Origin of the sequence: Flavobacterium hankyongi (genome assembly GCF_036840915.1) — a bacterium.
In the GTDB taxonomy this organism is placed as follows: Bacteria; Bacteroidota; Bacteroidia; order Flavobacteriales; family Flavobacteriaceae; genus Flavobacterium; species Flavobacterium hankyongi.
On the sequence record NZ_CP085725.1, the window covers coordinates 865385 to 887510 of the forward strand.

The 22126-nt window shown below is 31.6% G+C and carries 22 protein-coding genes; 15 read left to right on the forward strand and 7 right to left on the reverse strand.

Features of this window, described 5'->3' with window-relative positions:
* Positions 1 to 8: 8 nt before the first annotated feature.
* Positions 9 to 863, forward strand: a complete 855-nt coding sequence (locus LJY17_RS03990) for a phytanoyl-CoA dioxygenase family protein (RefSeq protein WP_264542561.1) — start codon at positions 9 to 11, stop codon at positions 861 to 863.
* 122 nt (positions 864 to 985) lie between these two features.
* Here the strand turns inward: LJY17_RS03990 and LJY17_RS03995 are convergent, their stop codons facing one another.
* The 6 genes from LJY17_RS03995 to LJY17_RS04020 all read right to left on the reverse strand — a co-directional run bounded on the left by LJY17_RS03995 (position 986) and on the right by LJY17_RS04020 (position 8319).
* On the reverse strand, positions 986 to 3193 hold the full coding sequence (locus tag LJY17_RS03995) for a TonB-dependent receptor (RefSeq protein ID WP_264542562.1): 2208 nt from the start codon (positions 3191 to 3193) through the stop codon (positions 986 to 988).
* Positions 3194 to 3240: 47 nt separating this feature from the next.
* On the reverse strand, positions 3241 to 3588 hold the full coding sequence (locus LJY17_RS04000) for a hypothetical protein (RefSeq protein WP_264542563.1): 348 nt from the start codon (positions 3586 to 3588) through the stop codon (positions 3241 to 3243).
* 69 nt (positions 3589 to 3657) lie between these two features.
* Positions 3658 to 4647 (reverse strand): aspartate-semialdehyde dehydrogenase, encoded by a 990-nt coding sequence (locus tag LJY17_RS04005; RefSeq protein ID WP_264542564.1) that lies wholly within the window; start codon positions 4645 to 4647, stop codon positions 3658 to 3660.
* 120 nt (positions 4648 to 4767) lie between these two features.
* Positions 4768 to 5193, reverse strand: a complete 426-nt coding sequence (gene mscL / locus LJY17_RS04010) for a large conductance mechanosensitive channel protein MscL (protein WP_264542565.1) — start codon at positions 5191 to 5193, stop codon at positions 4768 to 4770.
* 69 nt (positions 5194 to 5262) lie between these two features.
* Complete coding sequence (locus LJY17_RS04015) at positions 5263 to 7707, reverse strand: bifunctional UDP-N-acetylmuramoyl-tripeptide:D-alanyl-D-alanine ligase/alanine racemase (protein WP_264542566.1); 2445 nt, start codon at positions 7705 to 7707, stop codon at positions 5263 to 5265.
* Between the two features lie 3 nt (positions 7708 to 7710).
* The gene (locus LJY17_RS04020) at positions 7711 to 8319 is read right to left on the reverse strand and encodes a thymidine kinase (RefSeq protein WP_264542567.1); all 609 of its coding nucleotides are present in this window, start codon (positions 8317 to 8319) and stop codon (positions 7711 to 7713) included.
* Between the two features lie 144 nt (positions 8320 to 8463).
* Here LJY17_RS04020 and LJY17_RS04025 point away from each other — a divergent pair, with 144 nt between their 5' ends.
* The 4 genes from LJY17_RS04025 to LJY17_RS04040 are packed head-to-tail and all read left to right on the forward strand — an operon-like array spanning position 8464 to position 10865.
* The gene (locus LJY17_RS04025) at positions 8464 to 9381 is read left to right on the forward strand and encodes a hypothetical protein (RefSeq protein ID WP_264542568.1); all 918 of its coding nucleotides are present in this window, start codon (positions 8464 to 8466) and stop codon (positions 9379 to 9381) included.
* A complete protein-coding gene (gene rsmI, locus LJY17_RS04030; RefSeq protein WP_264542569.1) occupies positions 9382 to 10056 on the forward strand; it encodes a 16S rRNA (cytidine(1402)-2'-O)-methyltransferase in 675 nt (224 codons plus the stop codon).
* Positions 10057 to 10084: 28 nt separating this feature from the next.
* On the forward strand, positions 10085 to 10543 hold the full coding sequence (locus LJY17_RS04035) for a DUF2750 domain-containing protein (RefSeq protein ID WP_264542570.1): 459 nt from the start codon (positions 10085 to 10087) through the stop codon (positions 10541 to 10543).
* Positions 10533 to 10865 (forward strand): HopJ type III effector protein, encoded by a 333-nt coding sequence (locus LJY17_RS04040; RefSeq protein WP_264542571.1) that lies wholly within the window; start codon positions 10533 to 10535, stop codon positions 10863 to 10865. The genes LJY17_RS04035 and LJY17_RS04040 overlap by 11 nt, the downstream gene beginning before the upstream one ends.
* Here the strand turns inward: LJY17_RS04040 and ade are convergent, their stop codons facing one another.
* Positions 10866 to 12488 carry an adenine deaminase gene (gene ade, locus LJY17_RS04045; RefSeq protein WP_264542572.1) on the reverse strand — a complete coding sequence of 541 codons (1623 nt, stop codon included), beginning with the start codon at positions 12486 to 12488 and terminating at the stop codon, positions 10866 to 10868.
* 106 nt (positions 12489 to 12594) lie between these two features.
* Between ade and recJ the strand changes: the two genes are divergently transcribed.
* The 10 genes from recJ (at position 12595) to LJY17_RS04095 (ending at position 22123) form a co-directional block, all read left to right on the forward strand.
* Positions 12595 to 14283, forward strand: coding sequence for a single-stranded-DNA-specific exonuclease RecJ (gene recJ / locus LJY17_RS04050; RefSeq protein WP_264542573.1), 1689 nt, complete (start codon positions 12595 to 12597; stop codon positions 14281 to 14283).
* Positions 14284 to 14290: 7 nt separating this feature from the next.
* Positions 14291 to 15550: an MFS transporter gene (locus tag LJY17_RS04055; protein WP_264542574.1), complete on the forward strand. Its 1260-nt coding sequence runs from the start codon at positions 14291 to 14293 to the stop codon at positions 15548 to 15550.
* Entirely contained in the window at positions 15547 to 16137 is a 591-nt protein-coding gene (locus tag LJY17_RS04060) for a hypothetical protein (protein WP_264542575.1), read from the forward strand. The genes LJY17_RS04055 and LJY17_RS04060 overlap by 4 nt, the downstream gene beginning before the upstream one ends.
* Before the next feature lie 32 nt (positions 16138 to 16169).
* Positions 16170 to 16295, forward strand: a complete 126-nt coding sequence (locus tag LJY17_RS04065) for a hypothetical protein (RefSeq protein ID WP_264542576.1) — start codon at positions 16170 to 16172, stop codon at positions 16293 to 16295.
* A gap of 44 nt (positions 16296 to 16339) precedes the next feature.
* Positions 16340 to 19171 carry an excinuclease ABC subunit UvrA gene (uvrA, locus tag LJY17_RS04070; RefSeq protein ID WP_264542577.1) on the forward strand — a complete coding sequence of 944 codons (2832 nt, stop codon included), beginning with the start codon at positions 16340 to 16342 and terminating at the stop codon, positions 19169 to 19171.
* A 29-nt stretch (positions 19172 to 19200) separates the two neighbouring features.
* On the forward strand, positions 19201 to 19923 hold the full coding sequence (locus LJY17_RS04075) for a TIGR00730 family Rossman fold protein (RefSeq protein WP_264542578.1): 723 nt from the start codon (positions 19201 to 19203) through the stop codon (positions 19921 to 19923).
* A 122-nt stretch (positions 19924 to 20045) separates the two neighbouring features.
* A complete protein-coding gene (locus tag LJY17_RS04080) occupies positions 20046 to 20483 on the forward strand; it encodes a DUF4844 domain-containing protein (RefSeq protein ID WP_264542579.1) in 438 nt (145 codons plus the stop codon).
* Positions 20484 to 20687: 204 nt separating this feature from the next.
* Complete coding sequence (locus LJY17_RS04085; RefSeq protein ID WP_264542580.1) at positions 20688 to 21074, forward strand: RDD family protein; 387 nt, start codon at positions 20688 to 20690, stop codon at positions 21072 to 21074.
* Between the two features lie 174 nt (positions 21075 to 21248).
* Entirely contained in the window at positions 21249 to 21647 is a 399-nt protein-coding gene (locus tag LJY17_RS04090) for a hypothetical protein (protein ID WP_264542581.1), read from the forward strand.
* A gap of 29 nt (positions 21648 to 21676) precedes the next feature.
* On the forward strand, positions 21677 to 22123 hold the full coding sequence (locus LJY17_RS04095; protein ID WP_264542582.1) for a GNAT family N-acetyltransferase: 447 nt from the start codon (positions 21677 to 21679) through the stop codon (positions 22121 to 22123).
* Positions 22124 to 22126 lie beyond the last annotated feature (3 nt).

Sequence of the window (22126 nt, forward strand, 5' to 3'; positions counted from 1 at the left end):
TTTATAAAATGAATTCAATTATAACAGCCAAACAGTTAGAAGAGTTTTACAAAGAAGGCTTTTTAAAATTAACCAATTGTCTACCTACTGAATTATTACACAAATTGCAAGTCTATTTTGATGAAGTAATGTCAGATGAAGGAGACACTCAAAAAGTAATCATTACTGTAGGAGAACAAAAATTTGTTACCAACATTGAGTTGTTGTGTTATAAAAATAATTTAGCTTGTTTAGAATTATTGGGTGGTCCTTTATTGCTTAACATAGCTGAAACCATTTGCGGAAAAGATTTTTTTGCTATACAAGAATTTGCAGTAATTAAAAACTCTGGCGATCAGTTGCCTGTTTTGTGGCATCAAGATATGGTAAACGAACAACCTGGAAATTGTTTTACAGCAGGTATTTATATTGATGATGCTAATGAAGGTGATGGTGCTCTTAAAGTAATACCAAAAAGTCATTTGAGTAAAAAAACGATTTGTGAACTAGCTCAGGAAGAGGCAATAGAAGTACCAATGAAACGAGGAGATATTCTTATTCATGATATGATGTTAGCACATTGTTCAGATATTTTGCAAAAAAATAAAAAAAGGCGTGTCATTTATTTCGAATTTTTGTCAGCTAAACAAGTTTTAAAAGAACATATCTATACTCAAGAATTAGTAGACAATAGAACCAAATTACTAGAAGTTGCTACAAGTTATTATAAATTACAAAACCCTTTATTACCTCAATTTGATTGGCAAAGAGAACAAACTTCAATCTATGAAGATGAAGCTCAAATACGAGCTGCTTTAGACATAATTTATGCAATGCCAATACATGCAAAGCCTTCAAATTATTGTTTTGAATTACTCAAATAATTTACTTTATGTTTTTATTTTCAAGGGTAAAAGAAAAAAATAATTCTACATAATGAATGCCTATTCTAAAAATAAAAGCTAAGTTTATTGAATAAAAAAAGCCTCAATTAAGAGGCTTTTTTCTATAGATTAAAATTAACTCCTAGCATTATATTTCTTCCAATGTTAGGTATTCCATCTGTTTTTAACCTAGATAAATGAGAAATATATTCTTTATCAAGTAAATTATTTCCGCTTATATTAAATTCAAACTTAGTATTAAATAAGTTTATATTTCCACCTAGTCCAAAATTTAGCAATGAATAATCATTAGTTGAAGTTTCGAATGCACTCACTTTAGTTTGCTTCAAATAAGTTTCTAGATTTAATGAAACATATGATTTCTTAAGCCAATTAAAAGATTTTACTTCTACTCTAATTGTATTATTAAGTTTATTCGCTGGAATTAGTGGAAGATTTTCACCACCAGACATTTTACCTGTTACACTTTCAAAACTGCTTGTATAATGAAGCCAGTCTATTGGATGTGGGTGAAAGTGTATTCCTGCCTCTCCACCATAAAGCACACTGTTAGCTTGCATGTAATTGTAAACTAAATTATCATCTATAAAATCTAATGTTGGAGCGATAAAGATGTAATTATTAATGTGATTATAAAACCCATTTACAAAGAATTCAAAATGTGAGTTGCCATATTCAATATTTACATCAGCCTGAATATTTTGCTCGTTTTTTAAATTTGAATTTCCTATTTCGTAACGATTACTTCCTTCATGCACGCCATTAGAAGTTAATTCGGCTAGATTTGGCGCTCTAAACCCTGAAGCTAAATTAGCACGTAAAGTAAGTTTTTCTAACAAATTAGTTTTATAACCTAAAGAAGCATTGAAACTATGAAATTTTTTGTTAATAGCTTCAAAATATCCTTCCTCTCCTATTTCACCATGTGTTTGGGTTTCAACACTTCTGTTATCAAATCTAAGCCCCGCTTGAATTACATTTTTATTCCATTCGTAGTTGGATGTGATCAAAAAGCCCATATCTTTTGTTTTTGCATCAGGAATTAATATTTCTTCACCTAAATTTTTATTGGTTTGATTCATTCCTTGTATACCAATTATAGTCTCAAAATTTCCAACTTTTGGTAAATAATATTTAATATCATAATTAAATGTTTGCAAATCCATTCTCAAAATTGGAATCTTTGAATCTTCAAATTCGTTTCTATCGTTTGCTATGTAACCAAAATCAAAATCTAGTTTAGATTTTTTAAAAAATAAGGTATTATGTAAACTTGCAATGTGATTTAAAACACCTTGTCTTGGATAATCTGGATCTTTTTTAATTGTGTTTTCTCCAATCTCTTCTGGTAAGCCAAGATTTAAATTATTTAAGTTATAGCGAAAAGTTGTTGAAAACGATTTGTTACTATAACCAATCCCTGTTTTTAAATCAGTTTCTTCAAAGCGAGTATTTGTAACACGATTACCATTTGGCATTTCATAATCTGAATGAATATTGTAACCACCTCTAATAAGAAATTTCCAATTTTCTGAAGAAGTTTTTAATCCAAAACTTGTGTTACTTCCTAATGTGTTAGTAAAGAACTTTTGGCTAAAATCACTCGAATATGAATTTGATTTCGCAAATTTTTCAGGATTAAAATATAAAACACCTCCAAGAGCATCTGATCCATACAATAAAGAAGCTGGTCCTTTTATTACTTCTACACTTTCTACACCACTATCGTTTAATCCTAAACCATGTTCTTCTCCAAATTGTTGGTTTTCTAATCGAACGCCTTGAGAATATACTAGAACTCGATTACCACTCAAACCTCTAATTACTGGTTTTCCTATTGATGTACCTGTTGAAATATTAGAGACACCGGGTATTTTTGATAATCCTTCTGCCAAAGTTGCTGCACCTGACTGTTGCAATTCTTTTATCTTTTTATTTTCAACCTTCATTACATTTTGAGATTGAATTTTGTTAAAAACAGTAGATACTATAACTTCATCAATGTGATGGGAATGTTCTTCTGACAAAATAACATCATGTATAACTTCAGAAGTATTTAAAGTAATTGCTGATGTAACTGCATCAAATTCAGGATGAGAAAAGATTACTATGAAATTTCCATAAGGAAGTTGATTAAACTGATAATTACCATTTTCATCCGATTTAGTTTCTTTATGCAAATCAGGAATAGATATGATTACACCATTAATTTTATTTGATTTTTCATCGGTTATTGTTCCCTTTAATGATGTTTGAGCATGGGCAAATATTGAAAACCCTATAAATAGGGCTATAAAAAAAGATTTCATTTAATTGATTTTAATGTTTAATAAAGATTAATACAAAGTATTTGATATTAAACATTCACAGGAGGACCTCTGAGATAAAAAGTAGTAGAGTTGCAATTAATTTCTACACTTTTATAACCAAATATTACATCATAGTTAACAACAAAATTTTTAAATTCAAATGAATAAAATTCTGTTGGTATATAATTACTGAAAGAATACTCACAAACAAAACAATCGTCAAAATCATTATGAGCATGAGAAAATTCGGTTTTGTTTGTATTGTACTTGTGATGGCAATGCTCAGTTGTGAGCTGTTTTACTAAGTGTTCAAATGAATGCCCAGATTGAAACAATATTGCGAACAATATTGCGCCAAGCAGAGAGTAATTAAAAAATAGTAATTTCTTTTTCATTTGAAACAAATATAAAAAAGAAATCCGTTATACTAAGGCATAACGGATTAATATGATAAAAGAAATTTATTAAACTAAATTGTTTGCAACCAAATATTCTGCAATTTGCACAGCATTGGTAGCCGCTCCTTTACGTAAATTATCAGCAACAATCCACATGTTTAATGTATTAGGCTGACTTTCATCACGACGTATTCTTCCAACAAAAACATCATCTTTTCCTTGAGCATATAATGGCATTGGGAAAGTAAATGTATCTACATTATCTTGAACAGTTACTCCTTTTGTATGATGCAAAATTTGACGTACATTACTAACTTCATAATCTTTTTCAAACTCAACGTTTACTGCTTCGCTGTGCCCTCCAACAACTGGAATTCTTACAGCAGTAGCTGTTACTGCAATAGTTTTGTCATCTAATATTTTTTGAGTTTCACGCACTAATTTCATTTCTTCTTTAGTGTAATCATTGTCTTCAAAAATATCACATTGAGGAATAGCATTACGGTGAATTTGGTATTTATAAGCCATTTCACCCTTAACTCCTTCATATTCGTTCTCCAATTGGCGAACAGCTTTTACCCCAGTTCCAGTAATCGATTGATATGTTGAAACAACTACACGCTTGATATCATATTCTTTATGAAGTGGCGCTAAAACCATTACCATTTGAATCGTCGAACAGTTAGGGTTTGCGATAATTTTGTCTTCTTTAGTCAAAACTGAAGCATTAATTTCAGGAACAACCAGTTTTTTTGTTGGATCCATTCTCCATGCAGATGAATTATCGATTACAGTAGTACCAGCTTCAGCAAACTTTGGAGCCCATTCTTTTGAAGTATCTCCACCAGCAGAAAAAATCGCAATAGCGGGTTTCATATCAATCGCCGTTTGCATTCCCACAACCTTATACTTATTACCTTTAAATTCAATTTCGTTACCTACAGATCTTTCAGAAGCAACGGGAATTAATTCTGTTATTGGAAAATTTCTTTCTGCTAAAACTTGAAGCATTACTTCTCCTACCATACCGGTAGCACCTACAACGGCTACTTTCATCTTAAATGTGTGTGTTTAAATTTTGACTTCACAAAAGTAAATAATATTGATGTTAAAAATATACAAAAAAGAAAAACCACACAAAAATGTGTGGTTTAGTTAGAATATGAATGTAGCGGGCTATTTTTTCAATAAATCTCTAATTTGAGTAAGTAGCTCTTCTTGTGTTGGCCCAGCAGGTTGAGTTACTGGCTCTGGCTTTTTTAACTTATTTATTGCCTTAATAATCAGAAACATAACAAAAGCTACGATGATAAAGTCAATTAGAGCAGTTAAAAATGCTCCCCATTGAATCGCTACTTCAGCAACTGCTGGTGTGGTAACCGCACCGGCTGCATCCTTAATTTCGGCTACAGCATCAACTATAACTACTTTTTTATCATTTAAATCAATACCTCCCATCAAGAGACCAACCACAGGTGCAAACATTTTCTCAACAAAAGCAGTTACAACTTTACCAAATGCTCCTCCCATAACAAAAGCAATTGCCATATCGACTAAATTGCCTTTCATAGCAAATTCTTTAAATTCAGAAATAAACCCCATAATTTTTATTTTTTAGTTAATTTTAGTTACTAATTTAACATTTTATTGAGAAAAAACAAATGAAGAAGATTATTCTCTATAAAAAACCCTTTTTACTCTTCCAGAAATACTAGTAAGAATTTCATAAGGAATAGTCTTTATACCTTTTGCAATTTCAACTACCGAAGGATCTTTACCAAAAATAACCACCGATGTCCCTTCAGTACAATTGATACCCGTTACATCAACCATTAGCATATCCATACAAATACTTCCTATTATAGGTGCTTTTTGATTATTTACAACAACATACCCTACTCCATTACCCCAAGCTCTTGAAATTCCATCAGCGTAACCAATAGGAACAGTAGCAACACGTGTTTTATTCTCTGCAATAAATCTTCTACTATACCCTACACTTTGCCCTTCATTAATATCTCTAATTTGTGAAATAACAGATTTTAAGGTTCCTACATTTTCTAACAGAAGCATTTCATCTTCATCATTTGAAACACCATATAAACCAATACCTAATCGAACCATATCATATTGCGCATCAGGAAAATTACTGATTCCTGAAGTGTTACAAATATGACGAATAGGGTTTATCTTAAGCTCTTTCATTATAAAAGAAGAATCTCTTTCAAAATCTGAAATTTGAGTTAATGTAAATTCTTTATGTGACGAAACATCACTCGATGCTAAGTGAGATAAAATACTCTTAATTTTAACAGATGTAATTCCTTTCAAAATTGACACTAGTTCAGGAATTACTAAAGTATCGAACCCTAAACGATTCATGCCAGTATTAATTTTAATATGAATTGGATAGTTTACTAATTCTTTCTGATCTGCTATTTTTAAAAATGCCTTTAATTCTCGAATACTATAAATTTCTGGCTCCAAATTATATTGTATCATCGAACTGAAACTTGTCATTTCAGGATTCATGACCATAATTGGTAATTCTATCCCTGCTTTTCTAAGTTCAATCCCTTCATCTGCAAAAGCAACACCTAAATAATCAACCTTATGATGTGATAAAAGTTTCGCAATTTCAAAACTTCCGCTACCATATCCAAAGGCTTTAACCATAACCATCACTTTAGTTTTAGGCTTAAGTTTTGATTTAAAATAATTTAAGTTGTGACTAATTGCGTTTAAATTAATTTCTAAAACTGTTTCATGCGTTTTTTCTTCAAGCAATGAAACAATATTTTCAAATTCAAATTGTCTGGATCCTTTTATAAGTATAGTTTCATTATTGAATTCTAGACTATCAAAAGCTTTTATAAAATCCTTTGTTGAAGCAAATGCAATTGAATTTAAAAATTTGCTTTTATATCTAACAATCGTTTCACCAATACAAATCACTCGTTTAATTTTATGAGAAATAATTAATTGTGAAACTCTTGAATACAACTCTTCGTCTGACAATCCAGACTGAAAAATATCAGATAGTATTAGCGTTCTTTTTTTGTGTTGTTTTTGATTTTCTAAAAAATCTAATGCAATTTTAAGTGATTGAAAATCTGAACTGTAACTATCATCAATTAAAGTACAATTGTTAATTCCGTTTTTAACTTTTAAGCGCATCTCAACTGGAAACAATTCAGAAACTCTACTTTGAATTGTTTCTTCATTATAGTGCATGTATAACATTGTTAAAACACAATGCATACAGTTTTCAATCGAAGCATCATCTATAAAAGGAATTGAAATAGAAAAGCACAACTTTTTATACGTCAGATTTAAATTTGAATGATTTTCAAATGACTTAATCTGACAAAATACATCAGCATTTCTATCGTGTGTACTCCATGTAAAAGTTTTAATTTCAGGTTTCAGGAATGCTTGAACTGTTTTGTTTTTATTCATTATGAGAATTTCAACATCTGAAAACAACCTTAGTTTTTCCTTTATTTTCTGAGAAATATCAACAAAACCTTCATCATGAGCAGTTCCTATATTTGTAAGTATCCCAATAGTAGGATTAATTACTTTTTGCAAATAAACCATTTCTCCGGTTGTAGAAATTCCTGCTTCAAAAATTCCAAGATTATGATTTTCATTAATAGCAATCACAGAAAGTGGCACTCCCACTTGGGAATTATAACTTTTAGGACTTCTTATAATATTATAATCAGGACTTAGTAAAAAGTTTAGCCATTCCTTAACGATTGTTTTTCCGTTACTTCCTGTAATTCCTATAACCGGAAAATTAAACAAACTTCTATAATATGCAGCAAAATTTTGTAAAGCTTGTAAAGTGTTCTCTACAACTAAAAAGTTTGCTTTATCATTTATGCTATCAGGAATATAATTAACAACAAAACTATTCACTCCTTTGGTAATTAAGTCATTTATATAGACATGAGCGTCATGATTAGGCCCAACCAATGCAAAAAATAAGGTTCTACCATTGTTTTGTTGTGAACGACTATCAATAGAAACATTGTCTATAATTCCCGTTGCTAATTCAATATTAGCTTTAGCTCCTATTACGGGAATGATATTTTTTAATGAAATACTCAACTTTTATTTTCTTTTTTGTTGCTTTTCTTCTTCTAATTTTTTCATGGCATTATAATATGCTGCACGACTTAAAGGCTCATATTCTTCAGTTTCACCAAGCAAAACCAAATTATCATTTTGCGTTTTTCTAAAACTATAATTTGCTAAATTTCCTGTGCGTGTACAAACGGCGTGTACTTTAGTTACATATTCAGCAGTTGCCATGAGTGCAGGCATTGGTCCAAAAGGATTTCCTTTAAAATCCATATCTAAACCAGCCACAATTACTCGAATCCCTGAATTTGCCAAATCATTACAAATTGACACGATTTCATCATCAAAAAACTGCGCTTCATCAATTCCTACAACATCACATCCTTGCGCTAATATTCTAATATTAGCAGCTGCAGGCACAGGAGTAGAACGTATTTCGTTTTTGTTATGTGAAACAACCATCTCTTCATCATAGCGAGTATCAATAGATGGTTTAAAAATTTCGACCTTTTGTTTAGCAAACTGAGCTCTTTTTAACCTGCGTATTAATTCTTCTGTTTTACCAGAAAACATTGACCCACAGATTACTTCGATCCAGCCAAATTGTTCTTTATGGTTTACTGTATTTTCAAGAAACATTTTTTATTTTTATAACGATAAAAAAGAATAGTTTTTATTACTTTGTAACAGAACAAATTTATTAAAAAACAAACGCTTTAGTTACTATAATTATAAAAGTTATAAATAATTTTAAGTCGCACATCAAACAATATCTGTAACCAAATGAAAAAGAAATTAGAAGCCGAATTAATTAGCATTGCTCACCGAATCTTGAAAATGAAAAATAAAGATGACGTAAAGGAATTGCATCATGAAGCACAAAAGTTATATGAGAAATTATCGGTTTTGTTATTTGTTGAAGAAAATTTTGATGGTGTAAAACCAACTATAGGAATTCATGAAATTGAATCAAAACTTGAGAAAGCCTTTGATTTTGATGAAAAAATTGTTGTAGCAGAAATTAAAGAAGATGCTAATCATGAATTGACTGTTGAAACTAAAGTTGAAGAAAAACCAATAGAAGAAGAATTACCTAAAGAGGATATTCCTAACGAGGAAACAACTTTTGAACAAGCAAAAGAAGAAATTATTGAAGAGGTTACAAGTACTGAAGAAGAACCTGTAGCAGTTGAGATAGAAGAAGTTGTTGAAGTTGAAGAAACTAAAGAAGAAGTTAAGGAAGAGATTTCTACAAAAGATAAAAAGCAAATTTCTTTTGAAGAGCTTTTAGGAGGAATTCCAGCAGAACCTATTTTTGAAAGAATAGATAAAGTTGAAACTAAAAAAGAACCTAAAAGTATCTTTGAACCAATACTTGAAACTGCTTTTGAAGAAAAAAACAATGAAGAAAAACCAGTTGTTGTTTCTAAAAAAGAAGAGAAATCTGGAGCGAACTTAAACGACAAACTAAATAAGGGTTTAAACATTGCCTTAAATGATCGTATCGCTTTTGAAAAAAATCTTTTTGGAGGAAGTAGTGAAGACTTAAATCGTGTTATTTCTCAGCTAAATACATTAGATAGTTTAGAAGATGCTAAAAACTTCATAGATGAAATGGTAAAACCTGATTATAACAATTGGGAAGGAAAAGACGAATTTGTTACTCGATTTATGGAGCTTGTAGAAGGTAAATTTGCATAAATGGGAAAATTATACATAGTCCCAACTCCAATAGGAAATCTAGAAGACATGACTTTTAGAGCCATAAAAGTACTTAAAGAAGTCGATTCTATTTTAGCTGAAGACACACGTAATAGCGGAAAATTACTCAAACATTTCGAGATTACTACGCATATGCAAAGCCACCACATGCATAACGAACACAAAACAGTTGAAGGTTTGATAAAACGTATGCAAGCAGGTGAAACAATTGCTTTAATTAGTGATGCCGGAACTCCTGCAATTTCAGATCCGGGCTTTTTATTAACTCGTGCTTGCGTAGAAAATAATATTGAGGTTGAATGTTTACCTGGAGCTACAGCTTTTGTGCCTGCTTTGGTAAATAGTGGTCTCCCTAATGATAAATTTGTTTTTGAAGGCTTTTTACCTGATAAAAAAGGACGTCAAACAAGATATTTAGCTCTTGCCGAAGAAACAAGAACCATGATATTATATGTATCTCCTCATAAATTGATAAAAACTTTAGCCGAATTTGTACAGTATTTTGGTTCTGACAGACAAGTAACTGTATCTAGAGAGTTATCAAAACTACATGAGGAAACCGTTCGAGGAACAGCTGAAGAAGTATTGAAACATTTCGAAACAAAACCTCCTAAAGGGGAAATTGTAGTTTGTGTGGCGGGTAAGTCCAAATAAAATTTGATGATTTTAAAATTTAAAACAAATGAAAGACTCAATAGAAATAATCGAAAGACATAAAAAATTTGTAGAACAAATTTGTGAAACTGAATTAGTTTATACCCTTGAAAATGAAGAAGGTTTTGCAATCTCTTATTCAAATAATTATGAAGATGAAGATGGCGAACCTATTCAATTAAATTGCTTTTGGAGCAATGAAGCTTTAGCAAAATCTTGTATAAAAGAAGAGTGGTCAGAATTCAAAATTTATTCAATCCCTTTGGATAAATTTATTGAATATTGGTGTATTGGAATTGATCATGACGGATTTATGATTGGAACTGATTTCGATTCAAATCTATATGGACATGAAGCTGATCCATTAGAACTTATCCTTGAAATAATTGAAAAATTGAAAACACTTGATAAAAAAGTGACATTTGAAAATTTCGAAAATATAGATGATCTAGAAAATCAAATTAAAGTTGCTTTACATGGAGAATAAAATTCAAAGACTTTTCAATACAAATCCAATTTCTTTTCAAGAAGTAATTGCTTTCATTGACGAGAACTACAACTTCACTCCTACTTTGTTTAAAAATGGAGACCAAATAAACAACATTGGAGAAAATAATGGTTCGTGCAAAATATTTTCTTTCGCAAAACTTCATAATTTATCAAAAGAAGAAACGTTATCTATGTTTGGTGATTATTACAAAGATGTTCTAAATACTCCTGAAGCTACCGACCATCAAAACATCCGTAATTTTATGAAATTCGGATGGGATAGAATTCATTTTGAAGGTCAGGCTCTTAACAAAAAGTAATTAATTTACTTCTAAATCAACAAATTGAAACGTGTTTCCGCTAAAAAGTCCTTTATCAGACAATTTTAAATCAGGAATCACCAATAAAGCCATGAATGAAAGTGTCATAAACGGTGCTTTTAAGTTGCTACCTAAATCTTTTGCCATCACATCGATTTCCTGATATAATCTTCCTGTTTCCCAACAATCTTTATCACTCATAATTCCAGCTACTGGAAGTGGTAATACTTTTGCTACATCTCCATTTACAGCACAAACTCCTCCTCTATTTTCTATAAGCAAATTAACCGCTTTACAAATTTCTTCGTCAGAGGTTCCTACAACAACTATGTTATGACAATCGTGTGCTACAGAACTCGCAATTGCTCCTTTTTTTAATCCTATATTTTTAATGAAAGCTATAGCTGGTTCTGCATTTTGGTATCTATTTACAACAGCCATTTTTAAGATATCGTTGTCAATATTAGAAACTAAGTTGTTGTTTTCAATCAGTGATTTATGATGTATTTCATTGGTTATCAACTGCCCTTCTAAAGCTTCAATAACACGAATAGTTTTAGAATTACTATTTACCCTAAAATCAGAAACTTCTTTTTTATCAGTATCAAAATTATTGGGTGTTTCAAAATCAACATGTTGAACAAATGATTCACCATTATTGGCAACTAAACTTCCATCAATATATGTTTGAAGTACTTTAAAATCAACTAAATCTTCAACAATAATAAAGTCAGCTGCATCATTAACATTTAACAAACCAACATTCATATTGTAATGTTTAACAGGATTAATGCAAGCCGATTGCAAAACTTTAAAAACATCAATTCCTTTAGCAACAGCTCTTGCACAAAGTATATTAATATGTCCTAAAAGCAAATCATCAGGATGCTTGTCATCTGAACAAAACATCATTTGCTCATAATGTTCAGGTAATAAATCAATAAGTGCTTCAAAATTTTTGGCTGCACTACCCTCTCTCACAATAACTTTCATTCCCAAACCAAGCTTTTCTAAGGCTTCATCATAGGTAAAACACTCATGATCAGTAGAAATACCTGCTCCGATATATTTTTTGATTGGTTCGCCTCTTAATCCTGGAGCATGACCATCAATTGGTTTATTAAAATGTTTTGCCCAAGCAATCTTCTTCATTACTTCTTCGTCATCAAAAAGAACTCCCGGATAATTCATCATTTCGGCCAAATAATTAATATCCGGTGAAGCCAATAATTCCTTAATATCATCAGAATCAATAATAGCACCCGCAGTTTCAAAAGAAGTTGCAGGAACACAAGATGGCGCTCCAAAATGGAATTTCAAAGGCGTTTTCTTTCCATTTTCAATCATGTAATATACACCTTCATTTCCAAGAACATTAGCAATTTCATGGGGATCAGAAATAGTTCCAACAGTTCCGTGTAAAACAGCTACTTTGGCAAATTCTGAAGGAACAAGCATCGAACTTTCAATATGAATATGCGCATCAATAAATCCAGGTAAAATATAATTTTTGTTAGCATGTTCTTTTTCCTGAATTGAAATAATTTTACCGTTTTCAACAATTACTTCACCAGAAAAAATCTTTCTATTAAGTATATCAACTATTTGTCCTTCTATATTCATGTTCTTCATTTTTACAAATTCAAAATAAGTACTTTTTATTAATACGAACCTAATAAATCATGCTATTTTTAAGTACATTTGAAAAATAAACTTTCCTGAAAATAACATGCGTTGGAATTTAAAACCGAAGCCCGAAAAACAAAAAATAAAAGCCTTACAAGACGCACTTAATATAGATGATGTTGTTGCCACTTTACTACTTCAAAGAGGTATAGAAACCTATGAAGATGCAAAGACTTTTTTTCGTCCAACTTTAAATGACTTACATGATCCATTTCTAATGAAAGACATGGACAAAGCGGTTAAACGTATTGAAAAAGCAATTCAAAATCAGGAAAACATACTGGTTTTTGGCGATTATGATGTTGACGGCACTACAGCCGTTTCTTTAATGTCATCTTACTTAAAAACAGTATCACCAAATATAGCGACATATATACCCGATCGTTATAATGAAGGCTACGGAATTTCTTACTTAGGAATTGACTATGCTGACGATAATGGAGTTTCTTTGATTATAGCGCTTGACTGCGGAATTAAATCGATTGAACATATTGATTATGCAAAACAAAAAGGCATCGACTTTATCATTTGCGATCACCACCGTCCTGGAGATGAATTACCCGATGCTGTGGCAGTTTTAGATCCAAAAAGAGGAGATTGTGATTATCCCTATAAAGAATTATGTGGTTGCGGAGTAGGTTTTAAACTTATTCAGGCTTTAGGAAAAAATAGAAATCAATCAATAAACGATTTAGTTCCTTATCTTGATTTAGTTGCTACCGCTATTGCTGCCGATATTGTTCCCATTACAGGAGAAAACAGAGTTTTGGCTAAATTTGGCTTAGAAGTAATTAATTCGGCACCGAGAGCTGGAATCAAAGCTTTAATTCAGAATGTAAAAAAGAAAACACTAACGATTTCTGATGTTGTTTTCATTATTGCACCGCGAATTAATGCTGCTGGCCGCATTAAACACGGAAACTACGCTGTGGAGTTATTAACCGAATTTGATCTAGAGCAAGCCATACAATTTGCTGCTGAAATAGAAACGTTTAATGCCGACAGAAAAGATTTAGACAAACAAATTACAAAAGAAGCGCTTTCACAAATCATAAAAAACAATGAAGAAAAACGATTTTCAACCGTTGTTTATCAAGAAGATTGGCACAAAGGAGTAATTGGCATCGTTGCTTCACGTTTGGTAGAAAACTATTACCGTCCTACGGTTGTTTTTACAAAAAGCGGAGAGAAACTGGCTGCGTCTGCTCGTTCAGTGAAAGATTTTGACATTTATAATGCTTTAGAGGCTTGTGCAGAACATTTGGAACAATTTGGTGGTCACATGTATGCTGCTGGTATGACCATTAAAGAAGAAAATCTACAAGCTTTCAAACAAGCATTTGAAGAAGTAGTTGAAAAAAACATTCATCCCGATTTATTGACTCCAGAAGTATCTATTGATTTAGAAATTAACCTCAATGAAATCAATGAAAAGCTATTACGAATTTTAAGGCAATTTGAACCATTTGGGCCAGAAAATATGACTCCTATTTTTCTAACTAAGAATGTTTATGATACTGGTTATCCAAAGCAATTAGGTAGTGAAAACGAACATTTAAGGCTTTTTGTCAAACAAGATGATTCCGAAGGATTTGGCACTATAGGATTTGGTTTAGGAAAGAAAATAGAAATTGCAAGAAACAGAAATGTTTTCGATTTAGTATATTCTATTGAAGAAAACGAATGGAACGGAAACACTTCTATTCAATTACAAATGAAAGATTTAAAATAATAACATTATGGAAGAAGCAATAAAAAAAGATCCATATTCATCATTAAGAATTAAAGAATTCAGATGGTTTTTAGCCATGCGCTTAGCAATTGTATTGGCTTGGTCCATGCAGTTTGTACTTATCGAGTGGGAAGTGTATCGACTAACAAAAGATCCGTTATCATTGGGATTAATAGGCTTAATGGAAGTTATTCCTGCCATAGGAATGGCTTTATTTGCTGGGCACTTTGTTGATCAAAACGAAAAAAAATCAATGCTGGTAAAATGTTTTATTGGATTAGGACTCATAAGCGCTTTCATGTGTGTATTGGTGCATCCTAAAATTCATGATGCGCTATCAAAGTCATTAATTGTTAATGGATTTTATACTTTAGTTTTTTTTGGTGGAATCATTCGTGCTTTTATTATTCCTTCTATTTTTAGCTTATTAGGATTAATTGTTCCAAATAAAGAAAAGCCTAACGCTGCTGCTTGGAGCAGTTCTACTTGGCAAGTTGCAGCTGTTATTGGTCCAGCATTGGCAGGTTTTTTAATTGGTTGGATTGGCGCTTTTAGTTCCATGTGTGTAGTAACTTCTTCAATTATCATAGGAATTATATTCTTAACACAAATTAGTAGAAAGCCAATTTTAAATCCAGATTTAGGAGAACCAATTTTTAAAAGTCTTAAACGAGGTATCACTTTTGTTTTTGAAAACAAAACTATTCTTAATGCTATATCATTAGACATGTTTGCCGTTTTATTTGGTGGTGCTGTAGCTTTACTTCCTATTTTCGCTCAGGATATTCTAAAAGTAGGTTCTCAAGGTTTCGGAATATTACGTGCTGCACCTGCAGTTGGTGGATTAATTACAATGCTTGTCGCCACGCATTTCGATTTAAATCATCGAGCAGGAAGAAAATTATTATTAGCTATTTTTGGCTTCGGAATTTGTATCATTATTTTTGGATTATCGGTCAATTTCTGGGTTTCGGTAGTTGCGCTTTTTATGAGTGGTGTAACTGATGGAATCTCGGTGGTAATTCGTTCAACAATTTTACAGCTATATACTCCTGACAATATGCGTGGACGTGTATCTTCTGTAAACTCAATATTTGTAGGTTCTTCAAATGAATTAGGAGCATTTGAAAGTGGTTTTACTTCCAAATTAATGGGAACTGTAAACGCTGTTGTTTTTGGAGGAATAATGACACTTGTTGTAGTCGGAACTACTGCTTTTGCTTCGCCTAAGTTCAGAGAATTAGATATAAAAAATGACGTCAAATGATGAAAAATATTTTATCAAAAGTATTGCTTTTGACTTTTTTTGTTTTATGCTCATGTAAAAAAGAGGAATTAAATAAAAAACCTGAAGAATCATCTACTAATAAAACTGCTAAAAATAAAGAATCTAAAAAGATTTTTAAAAGTGATTTTAGACCTAATCAAAAAACTGAATTAGGCGAAATTTATGAAAATAGAGTTGAATTCATTGATTATAATGATGATGGTGATTATTCATTAATGAATGTAAAAGAAGGTTCATTTATTTATAATTGGGAAAGAACTAAAAATAATGATTTTTGCAGAGGTGATATTTTATCTGTGAAATGGAAAATGGATAGTATTTGGATTGCTGGTGATGGAGAAACACTTGATTTTACTGAGATAGGTTTTGAAGTAAAGAAAATTGAAGACGGCAAAGTATCTAAATTTCGTAAAAAGTACAAAGAACCACTCTCATATCATCATAATTATGAAGAAAGAACTGATTGGTTTTTTGATAAAATATATCTTACTGTAGAATATTATATAGCTAATTCTAAAATGTTTTGTTTAATAATTATGAAAACATTAAAATCGAATATAGCATAGAAGACAATATCAAAGATGGAAAAGAGTACTATATGATTGGGATTTATGACAATTCTAATAATCAAAACAGTATAATCCAATGGCTATATATTGAACCTGAAGAATTCACTATTTATGAATATGATTTACCAAATGATAAACTTATTAAGTTTGAATAATCAACTCATTTAAAAATAATACCTTTGTATTTTGCTCAAAATTTATGCAACATACTGACGAAACCATTGAAATCATAGGCGCTCGCGTCCATAATCTTAAAAACATAGACCTTTCTATTCCTCGTGAAAAACTAGTAGTGATTACTGGTTTGTCTGGTTCTGGAAAATCATCTTTAGCTTTCGATACCATCTACGCCGAAGGTCAGCGTCGTTATATCGAAACTTTCTCAGCTTATGCACGTCAGTTCCTTGGCGGATTAGAACGTCCAGATGTAGACAAAATCGATGGTCTATCACCAGTAATTGCGATTGAACAAAAAACAACTAGTAAAAGTCCTCGATCAACTGTTGGAACTATTACAGAAATTTACGATTTCCTTCGTTTACTTTTTGCCCGAGCTGCAGATGCTTACAGTTACAATACGGGCGAAAAAATGGTTTCGTATTCTGATGAGCAAATTAAGGATTTGATTACGGAAAACTTTAAAGGAAAACGAATCAATATCCTTGCGCCTGTTATCCGTGCACGTAAAGGACATTACGCCGAATTATTCCAACAAATTGCCAAGCAAGGTTTTTTAAAAGTACGTGTTAACGGCGAAGTTCTGGATATAGTTTCTGGAATGAAACTGGATCGTTACAAAACCCATGATATAGAAATTGTAATTGACAGACTGGTAATAGATGATTCTGTTGATAGTGAAAAACGTTTGGCAGAAAGTATTAAAACTGCCATGTATCATGGTGAAAATGTTTTAATGATTTTAGATCAGGACTCTAATGAGATTCGTTATTTCAGCCGAAATTTAATGTGTCCGTCAACCGGAATTTCCTATCAAAATCCAGAGCCCAACTTGTTTTCTTTCAATTCACCAAAAGGAGCTTGTGAAAACTGTAACGGATTGGGAACAGTAAGTGAAATCAATCTAAAAAAAATTATTCCTGACACTAAAATATCTATAAAAAGTGGTGGAATTGTAGCCATTGGTGAATACAAATCGTCTTGGATATTCAAGCAATTAGAAACTATTGGAGAAAAATTTGGATTCAAATTAACTGATCCAATTGAAAAAATTTCTGCTGAAGCGATGGACATGATTTTGAATGGTGGCAACGAAAAATTTGCTATCAGCTCAAAAACTGCTGGGGTAACAAAAGAATATAAAATTGAATTTGAAGGGATCGCAAATTTCATCAAAACACAACACGACGAAACCGAATCGACTTCTATAAAACGCTGGGCAAAAGATTTTATGGACGAGGTAGATTGTCCTGTTTGTAATGGTTCGCGTTTGAAAAAAGAGGCTTTGTACTTCAAAATAAACGAAAAAAATATTCAGGAATTATCTAATGCAGATGTTTCTGATTTAAGTATTTGGTTTAATGAATTAGATACTCATTTAACCGAAAAACAAAAAGTAATTGCCAGTGAAGTTGTAAAAGAAATCAAAGCTCGTTTGCAGTTTTTAGTTGATGTAGGACTAAATTATCTTTCTTTAAGCCGAAGCTCAAAATCACTTTCGGGTGGTGAAGCGCAACGTATACGTTTGGCAACACAAATTGGTTCGCAATTAGTAGGCGTACTTTATATTTTAGACGAACCAAGTATTGGTTTGCACCAACGTGATAACGAAAGGTTAATTAAATCTTTGGAACAATTACGCGATATTGGCAATTCCGTTTTAGTGGTGGAACACGATAAAGATATGATTGAACGTGCTGATCATGTTATTGATATTGGACCAAAAGCTGGTAAATACGGAGGACAAATCATTAGTCAAGGAACACCTAAAGCTTTACTTAAGGAAAATACCATTACTGCTCAGTTTATGAGTGGTAAAATGAAAATTGAAATTCCAAAAAAACGTCGTGAAGGAAATGGAAAATCGGTTAAGATTTCCGGAGCTACGGGAAATAATTTAAAGAATGTTTCGGCTGAATTTCCATTAGGAAAATTAATTTGTGTGACAGGAGTTTCGGGTTCAGGAAAATCAACTTTGATTAATGAAACCCTCTATCCTATTTTGAACGAGCACTTCTTTAATGCTGTTAAAAAACCACAACCGTACAAAAAAATTGAAGGTTTGGAACATATTGATAAAGTAATTGATATTGACCAAAGTCCAATTGGCCGTACACCACGTTCTAATCCTGCAACTTATACTGAAGTTTTTTCTGAAATAAGAAGTTTATTTACACAAACACCAGAAGCTCAAATTCGTGGTTACAAACCAGGCCGTTTTAGTTTTAATGTTGCTGGAGGTCGTTGTGAAACTTGCGAAGGAAGTGGCGTAAGAACTATTGAGATGAGCTTCTTGCCTGATGTATATGTAGAATGTGAAACATGTCAAGGAAAACGTTTTAACAGAGAAACGTTAGAAATTCGCTATAAAGGAAAATCAATTTCGGATGTATTGAATATGACCGTTGATGAAGGTGTTGAGTTCTTTGAAAACATTCCTAAAATCTTTCGAAAAATTAAAACCATTCAGGATGTTGGACTGGGTTATATCACTTTGGGACAACAAAGCACTACCCTTTCTGGTGGTGAAGCACAACGTATAAAATTAGCGACTGAATTATCTAAAAAAGATACCGGAAATACGTTCTATATCATGGACGAACCTACCACTGGTTTACATTTTGAAGACATTAGAGTTTTGATGGATGTAATAAACAAGTTGGTCGACAAAGGGAATACAGTTCTTATTATCGAACACAATATGGACGTAATCAAATTAGCGGATTATATTATTGATGTAGGTTATGAAGGCGGAAAAGGTGGTGGAGAAATTATTGCCAAAGGAACTCCAGAAGAAATAATAAAAAATAAAAAGAGCTATACAGCCCAATTTCTAAAAAAAGAATTATTTTAGTCGGCTGTTTAAAAATTAAAGAAGATACGATGAAAGAAGAATTTACAAACGAAGACGATAGAATTAAAGACAAATTAAGCCAAAAAACCTGGAACGAAATACGATCAAACGACTCTTGGGCAATTTTTAAAATTATGTCTGAGTTTGTTAATGGATATGAAAGCATGGCTCGTATTGGTCCGTGTGTGTCTATTTTTGGCTCTGCAAGAACAAAACCTGAAGATAAATACTATCAATTAGCAGAAAGAATTGCTTTTGAAATCACAAAAGCCGGTTACGGTGTAATTACTGGTGGTGGTCCTGGTATCATGGAAGCGGGTAATAAAGGAGCACACCGTGGTGAAGGAATTTCGGTAGGATTAAATATCGAGTTACCTTTTGAACAACATTTCAATCCCTATATTGACAAAGACAAAAATCTAAATTTTGATTATTTCTTTGTTCGTAAAGTAATGTTTGTAAAATACTCACAAGGTTTTGTAGTAATGCCTGGAGGATTTGGAACATTGGATGAATTGTTTGAAGCGATAACATTAATTCAAACTAAAAAAATTGGAAAATTCCCTATCATATTGGTAGGAAGCCAGTTCTGGAAAGGATTAATTGATTGGGTAAAAGAAATCATGATTAATCAAGAAAAGACGGTAAGCCCTGGCGATATGGATTTAATTCAAATTGTTGATACTGAACAAGAAGTAGTTGAAGCACTTGATAACTTCTACAAAAAGTATAACTTATCACCAAACTTTTAATAGTAAAACCTCTAGTGAAAACTGGAGGTTTTTTTTATATTTGAAAAACAATAAAATACTTACAATAATTTTTGTTCGTAAACGGAACTTGCATATATTTATAAGTTAGCTCCAATTTAAACATGACGAAAACTATAATTACAATATTGACCATTTTAACTTTAGCTGCATGTCAGCCAAAGAAAATTGAAACGCCAAAAAATGCGATGAATAAGTTCGAACAATTTAAAGCGAAAGAAAAATTCGTAGCTATCCCCTATCCCAACTTCTATTCTGGAATTGGAAATCAAAAATTAAAACCAGTACTGACTGAAAAAATTAATAACGTTGCGGATAGTTTCCAAACTATATCTAAAACTCAAAATCCTACTGACGAAGATTATCAAAAAGCAATTGAAAAAGGATTGGCAAATTTTGCGGATATTTATATCGATTTAGATACTGAAGATAGAGAACGTGTTTGCTCTTATTTTGAGGAAATTATGGATATAGTAGGATTGGAAAGTTCAGAAGGAAAATTAAACGATTTTATGTACGGTTTTGATCCAAATAATATATAATCAACGGCAGTTAACAGCGCGGTTTTGTGAAATTTGGGTAGAAGTGTGTATCTGGAAGAGTTTGTGTTTGCACTTTCTGTTGTAAACTGATCTTTTTACTTTCAACTTTTCGGTATATTTGTTGGCAACAGTAACAAAAATCCCAAGCTTCGCAAAGTCGGCGGGACGAACTTGAACAAACACTAAAACACATCGGAGAATTAAATGTCCAAACCAACTGCTGCACTACTTGATAGAACAAAGTCATCTACGATTGATACTTTATTTCTTATAGCTTTAGCTTTTATAATAGCTGAAGTATTAAGTAACTTTGAAAATGTACCAACTTGGCTTAGAGTCTCATTATTTTCTTCCCTAGTAATATACGAACCTATTTGCATATCCTTTGGAGCAACAATAGGTAATCATGTAATGAATATTAGAATTCGCAGAAGTTCTAATGATTCAAAAAAATTAAATATACTAAGATCCGTAAGCCGTTTTGTCTCAAAATTGATTTTTGGTTGGATTTCATATATCACTATATTTAAAAATCCTAGAAAAAGAGCAATCCATGATTTAATAACTGGAGCGACAACAATTGAAGTTTAAATAAGCACCACTTGTAACAACGGTTTGCTACAATGACTAATCTCGCGCCAGTTTAGAAAATCCAGAGGATTTTCAATTGGTTTATCTATATTTGTAAAGGTCATCGTTCCACAGGTCTTTATAACCCAAGCCTTGAAACGTTATGAGCCAACTTAAAAAAAATAATCAAAAAATATGACAACCAAAAAATCTAAACTAGAATCTTTTCTCCCTAAAAAAATTGACACTTTATCAAAAAATGATATTAAAGAAATTGCCATTAAGATTATTGCAAGTTTAGATTTTAAGTCTAAAAAACAAATGCAAATTTTAAACTCTATTCCTTTCAATACGACCACTTTTCGTAGAGATTTAAAAGATAAATTTCAAAATTTGGAAAGTCTTGAAAATGAAAAACAACATTTAAGGAATGAGCTCTTTGTTGTTGACCAAGAAATAATTTCAAAAAATTATAATAGCAAATTCAGATTTAAACATTTCCTATCAGATAAACAAATTGATGTTACTTCAAATCGACAACTTAAAGATTTAATTCGGGAATATAAAAAACTTAAAAATCAAGCCAGCTCATAACACAGGCTAAAATCTATGGCTAACTTTCTATGAAAGAATTAACAACACATAGAGACCAATTCAGCATTTCAACTGACAAGTCAAAGTTAGATGTAAATTCTATTCATGAGTTTTTATCCATCAAAGCCTATTGGTGTTTAAATATCCCTAAAGAAAAAATACAAACTGCAATAGAAAACTCATTATGTTTTGGTGTTTATGAAGCTGAAAAGCAGATTGGTTTTGCAAGAGTTATTACTGATTTTTCAACGATTTCATATTTAGGAGACGTGTATATTTTAGAAGAATACAGAGGTAAAGGTCTTTCTAAATGGTTAATGGAAACTATCATGAATTATGAGAATTTACAAGGATTAAGACGATGGATTTTACTCACTGGTGATGCACATGAACTGTATCGTCAATACGGATGGACAAATATTGCAGATCCCACAAAATGGATGGAACTTCACGATAAAAAAGTGTATTTAAAATAATTT